The 5,648-nt window shown below is 30.6% G+C and carries 6 protein-coding genes; 3 read left to right on the forward strand and 3 right to left on the reverse strand.

The features are described 5' to 3' along the window. Window positions 1-164 precede the first annotated feature (164 nt). The 3 genes from folP to glpX all read left to right on the forward strand — a co-directional run bounded on the left by folP (window position 165) and on the right by glpX (window position 2,805). A complete protein-coding gene (gene folP, locus JG780_RS10440) occupies window positions 165-995 on the forward strand; it encodes a dihydropteroate synthase (RefSeq protein WP_287570579.1) in 831 nt (276 codons plus the stop codon). After that, the gene (locus tag JG780_RS10445) at window positions 982-1,677 is read left to right on the forward strand and encodes a pseudouridine synthase (RefSeq protein WP_041427204.1); all 696 of its coding nucleotides are present in this window, start codon (window positions 982-984) and stop codon (window positions 1,675-1,677) included. Before folP ends, JG780_RS10445 begins: the two co-directional genes overlap by 14 nt. Window positions 1,678-1,785: 108 nt before the next feature. Continuing rightward, on the forward strand, window positions 1,786-2,805 hold the full coding sequence (glpX, locus tag JG780_RS10450) for a class II fructose-bisphosphatase (protein WP_004101226.1): 1,020 nt from the start codon (window positions 1,786-1,788) through the stop codon (window positions 2,803-2,805). A 41-nt stretch (window positions 2,806-2,846) separates the two neighbouring features. Here glpX and JG780_RS10455 read toward each other — a convergent pair whose 3' ends face one another. From JG780_RS10455 to JG780_RS10465, 3 genes are all read right to left on the reverse strand, one after another. Further along, the gene (locus JG780_RS10455; RefSeq protein WP_287570585.1) at window positions 2,847-4,343 is read right to left on the reverse strand and encodes a permease-like membrane multi-spanning protein; all 1,497 of its coding nucleotides are present in this window, start codon (window positions 4,341-4,343) and stop codon (window positions 2,847-2,849) included. A gap of 11 nt (window positions 4,344-4,354) precedes the next feature. Next, the gene (locus tag JG780_RS10460) at window positions 4,355-5,098 is read right to left on the reverse strand and encodes an ABC transporter ATP-binding protein (protein WP_287570586.1); all 744 of its coding nucleotides are present in this window, start codon (window positions 5,096-5,098) and stop codon (window positions 4,355-4,357) included. After that, window positions 5,073-5,648 (reverse strand): hypothetical protein (locus JG780_RS10465; protein ID WP_287570587.1); only part of this gene is annotated, 576 nt, incomplete at its 5' end. The genes JG780_RS10460 and JG780_RS10465, both read right to left, overlap by 26 nt.

Below are 5,648 nucleotides of genomic sequence, written 5' to 3' on the forward strand. Positions count from 1 at the left end.
CTTCAGCAGAAAACTTCTTTCTCATATCTTTCACTCCCCTTCGTATATGATTATACTCTCTACTTTCTAACTGTCCAATCCTTCAGGGGAGCAGTATATAACTTTTTATTAATTTGTACAAATTCAATATAAAAGGTAAAATATAATTAGAGAGGAGGGAGAGTATGAAATACTCACTAGAAAATGGAAAAGAAATTAATTTTGATCACACTTATATAATGGGAATAATTAATGTAACCCCAGACTCTTTTTACCCAGGAAGTAGAATTGATCGTGATAGGCTAATTGATACCGTCTCACAAATGATTAAGCATGGAGCAGAAATAATAGATGTTGGTGGTGAAAGCACAAGACCTGGTGCACAAGAAGTATCTTTAGAAGAAGAATTAAACAGAGTTGTTCCTGCAATAGAGATCATTAAAAATAACTTTGATATAATCGTGTCAGTTGATACCTATAAATCAAAGGTTGCAGAGGAAAGTCTTAAATTAGGTGCTGATATAATAAATGATATAAGTGCGTTTAGATTCGATGAAAACATGGTAAATATAGCAAAAAAGTATGATTGTCCCGTAATACTAATGCACATGAAAGGAACACCAAGGAATATGCAACAAAATCCTTTCTACGAAGACACAATAGGTGAAATAATTACATTTTTAAAAGAAAGAATTGAATTTTCAAAAAAACACGGAGTAGAAAAAATAATAATCGATCCAGGAATTGGTTTTGGCAAAAGATTAATAGATAACCTTTTAATCCTCAAACATATTGATGAATTCAAAAAACTTGGATATCCTGTTCTAGTTGGTGCAAGTAGAAAATCTATGATAGGAATGATCTTGGACCTTCCAGTTGAAGAAAGGCTCGAAGGAACTTTAGCCATAACAGCATATTCAGTTATGAAAGATGTAGATATAATAAGAGTTCATGACGTAAAAGAAAATTATAGAGTGGTAAAAGTAATTGAGGCGATTAAAAATGCGGTTGGATAAATTTTTGTCTAATGCAAAAGTTGGTTCAAGAAAACAAGTAAAAAAACTAATAAAGGAAAAAAGAGTAAAAGTAAATGGAAGCATTGTAACAAAACCTGAGTTTAATGTAGATGAAAATGATGAGGTATTTGTGGATGACATTGAGATAATACCTCATCATAATGTTTATATTGTCTTTAACAAACCTTCAGGATTTACATCGAGCAAATCTGAATATGAAAGAAACATTTTTGAATTTATAGATCATCCTTACCTTGACGAATTACATATAGTCGGTAGACTTGACAAAGACGTAGAAGGGCTGATTTTAATAACTAACGATGGGAACTTTACCCACAAAGTAATATCACCAAAATCAAATATAGAAAAAGAATATATTGTAAAAATAGAAGGAATACTAACCAAAGAAATGATTGAAATTGCAAGTAATGGTATAACACTCAATAATGGCATCAAATTTAAACCGGCAAAGATTACAAAAATTGACGATGAAACCATTTCACTAGTTATTACAGAAGGAAAATTTCATGAAGTAAAGTTAATTGTTGGTTTCTTAGGTCTTAAATATAAAAAGATTAAAAGAGTTAGGATAGGAAAACTCAATTTAAATGACTTTAACCTAAATTTGGGGGAATGGAAAGAAATAGATTATAATACAGCGAAAAAGGCTCTTGAATCATAATTATCTTTGATAAAATGTAAATTTTTTCAAAAAACACACATCAAAAAAGTTTTACTTTTTAGTTACATAATGTTATAATTTCTCCGTAAATTGTGGGGAGGTGTAACAATGAGTCAACTATCTAAAGAAATTACGTTAGAACTTGTAAGAGTAACTGAAGCAGCCGCGCTTATGGCTAGTAAATATTTAGGTAGAGGCGACAAAGAAATGGTTGATAAATTGGCAAGTGATGCAATGCGTGGAATGCTGGACTATATAGATATGCAGGGTGTTGTTATAATCGGTGAAGGCGAAAAAGACAAAGCGCCAATGCTATATATCGGAGAACAAGTTGGAAACTGGGAACCAAACACTCCTGAATTAGATATCGCAGTAGATCCAATAGACGGTACAAGACTTGTCGCATACGGTCTTCCAAATGCTATCAGTGTCATTGCTGCTACAGATAGGGGGGCTATAGAATATTTACCAACCTTTTATTCTTACAAACTTGCAGTAGGACCAGAACTTGCAGGAAAATTGGATATCAATGCATCGATAAGAGAAAACTTGAGAGTTGCTGCTGCAATATTAAATATAGATATTTCAGAGCTTACAGTTGTTATATTGAATCGTGACAGGCACAGAGAAATAATTGAAGAAGTTAGAAAAGTTGGTGCTAGAATAAAACTTATTAGCGATGGAGATATAGCTGCTGCAATAGCAACTGCTTTACCTGAAAGCTACGTTGATATTTACATAGGAATCGGTGGATCTCCAGAAGCTACCTTAGCTGCTGCTGCATTAAAATCCTTGGGTGGGGAAATACAAATAAAACTCTGGCCAATAGATGAAAAAGAACGAAATGATTTAATCGAAAAAGGTTATGATCTTGAAAAAGTATACAAAACAGATGATTTAATAAAAAGTGACAACGTAATATTTGCAGCTACCGGTGTCACAGATGGGGATTTATTAAGAGGAGTAAAGTATTCAAAAAACATTGCTATAACCGAATCTCTTGTCATGAGATCAAAAACAAAAACCTTAAGAAAGATAATATCACATCATAATCTAAAATATAAAACCATACCACTAAAGAGTGAAGGTGAAGTAAGATTTATTAATGGAAAAAAAGGCAATGATTAATATACTTTAAAGAACTCCCCTTTTCTAAGGGGAGTTCTTAATTATGATAATCTAACTTCCATTTTCTTTTTTAATTTTCCAAAAAACAAGATAGAAATCAAAACTATTGTTGCTAGTGAAGAAATCATTATTAACCAACCCCACCATTTTAAGCTTTGCTGTTGAATTAAAATACCAAGCGGAATTATTGAACCAAATGCAAGTCCCATGGTAACTGCTTCAAGTATAAGAGTTTGGGAGATAGAAAAAATCCTATTCATATTAACAATTTTCAAATTAGAAGATGAAATTGCAAAATATGCCCCTAATATAGAACTCATTGTAAATAGCAAAAGTGCAAAAAGCAAACCTAACAGAACTAACAAATTTAATGAGTAGAAAATGCTTGATACAATAAAAATAATTAGGAGCAGTATAATATTAATCAAAACCGGTATAGCTATTTTTGAAAATACAAGAGTTGAAAACTTAACTGGGAATACCGATACATACTCTATTTTTGAAATCTCAGATATCATTAATATTCCTGTTTCAAGTGCTATATAAAAGGTGAAAATAGGGATTGTAAACATCAGTGGGCTTAAAATATCTTTATTAAGAAACATCATGAAAATGCCAAAACCTATTGGATACAAGACAAAGTATAAAAATTGCTCATACCTTATTGTGGCTTTTAAATCTTTTTTTATTATGGCATTCAAAACTGAACCCGAGCCTTTTATATCATATCTTTTTTTAGAATTTCTTTGAATAGGTTCAAAACCAATTTTGCTGGATATTATTCTAAATAATATAAATAATATTGCAGCAGATATAATTGAAAAAATCAACGTTTTTGTTGAAATAAAACTCCATGCCAAAATATTATATTCTTTTGTAGAAAATAAAAACATTTTCACCAAATTCTGTAATTCTGCAACATCAACATCGACTAGTGCAATTATAAAGAAATAAAAGAATATTGATAAAAGAACAATTATCATATAAAACCTTCTTGTAAATGATTTAGAAGTTTTTCCCCCAATCAATATTGCTATTGTAGATGATAATAAAAGTAAAAATGCTAGGTGAACAATTAATTGTACAATACCTATAAGAATATTTCCTTTTGCTGCAATTAAATAAGCTAATGTCACAAATACAAAAAAGACAAGAACATAAATTTGAGATATTGTAGCTGTAAATATCTGAAATACCGTTAAGGTAGTTCTTGAAATCGGCATTGTCAACAAAATCTCTAACTCATCGTTTCGAGAAAGAGAATACATCGCAAGGCCTATAAATCCTACAATGAAAAATAGCGACAAAATCGAAACCCAAAAAAGAAACATAAGCCTTGAAGCCGCAGGATCTACCATATAAAGTTTTTCAAAGATCTGTTTTGAGAAAACAAACATAAATATTCCAAGTGGGATAGAGCCAATTGCATAACCTAGAAGTTGCTTTGAAAAATTTTTACTAACAGAAGACTTTTTACTCTTTGAAGTATTCATATAAGGATTGGAAAGATACTTTAATAAAATTATAAAATCTCTCATTATTTCACCCCTTATAGCATTTCAACAATATTTTTTATATCTTCTTCTTGGGCTGTGAGTTCTAAGAATAGATCTTCTAAAGACTTATTCTCACCATTTCTCAAAGTTTCCATGGTTCCCTGAGCGATTATCTTTCCTTTATCAATTATTGCTATTTCATCACACATTTTTTCGGCAATCTCTAAAATGTGTGTGGTCAAAAATATCGTAGTACCTTGAGAAGCATATTTTTTCAAAAGCTCTTTTAAAATCTTTGCGCTTTTTGCATCAAGACCTACCGTAGGTTCATCTAAAAATATTACTTCCGGTTTTCTCATCAAAACACTAATGAGCATTAACTTTTGCTTCATGCCATGCGACATACCAGAGACTTGTTTAAACAGATAATCAACTCCAAATGCTTCGGATAATTCTTGTATCCTATCTTTTACCTCTTTTCCATTGACTCTATAAATATCCATCACAAATTCTAAATATTCATATCCTTTTAAATGATCATAAATTCTAGGCTCATCAGGAACTACACCTATTCTTCTCTTTATTTCTAGCTCATGTGTTTTCATATTAAGTCCAAGAATTTCTATCTCTCCACTTGTTGGTCTTAAAGAACCAGTTAACATCCTAATAGTTGTTGTTTTACCCGCACCGTTTGGTCCGAGAAATCCAAAAATTTTTCCCTTTTCAACTGTTAAATTAATATTATCCACTGCTACAAAATTTCCAAATTTCTTAGTTAAATTCCTTGCCTTTATCATTTAACCACCCCCTGATGTATTCAGAAAATTTTTCACAAAACTCACTCAATTTTGGAAAACCCAATAATCTATGTGTTTTACGTGAAATTCTAAAAATAGCCTTATCTTCCTTTACATTTACTGTAAATCCTTTTCCATAGAAAATAGCAGATCTATTAAAAGGGGCAAATACAATAATTGGCTTTCTTGTATATTCTCCTTTTTCACAAGTTTTTGCAATTTGCTCTGCTACTTTAGAATTATAAATCCAATTATATATAGGTGTCCTCTTCATTCTGTAAATACTAAATATTGCAAAAATTGATACTATCCAAATATATTTAGGAAACAACAAAATTAGAAATATAAATATTCTAGAAAGCATCGAAGCAAATGTTAATCTATAACTAATATAATTAAAAACATTCATCAAAATACCTAATAAAACAAGAATATACAACAAATAATTACTTTTGTCGAAAAATATGGAAAGTGCAATGCCAACAAATATCAAGAGTGACCAAAACTCGCTATCTCTTAACAAGATACTTTTTCTATCGTATCCTAGAAA

This window comes from Thermosipho sp. (in: thermotogales) (assembly GCF_020054775.1).
Classification (GTDB): Bacteria; Thermotogota; Thermotogae; order Thermotogales; family Fervidobacteriaceae; genus Thermosipho; species Thermosipho africanus.

What these genes read in the sequence shown, in the direction of transcription:
- folP (WP_287570579.1), top strand. Translation starts at nt 165, where the DNA reads ATGAAATACTCACTAGAAAATGGAAAAGAAATTAATTTTGATCACACT.
- JG780_RS10460 (WP_287570586.1), bottom strand. Translation starts at nt 5,098, where the DNA reads ATGATAAAGGCAAGGAATTTAACTAAGAAATTTGGAAATTTTGTAGCA.
- JG780_RS10455 (WP_287570585.1), bottom strand. Translation starts at nt 4,343, where the DNA reads ATGAGAGATTTTATAATTTTATTAAAGTATCTTTCCAATCCTTATATG.
- JG780_RS10445 (WP_041427204.1), top strand. Translation starts at nt 982, where the DNA reads ATGCGGTTGGATAAATTTTTGTCTAATGCAAAAGTTGGTTCAAGAAAA.
- glpX (WP_004101226.1), top strand. Translation starts at nt 1,786, where the DNA reads ATGAGTCAACTATCTAAAGAAATTACGTTAGAACTTGTAAGAGTAACT.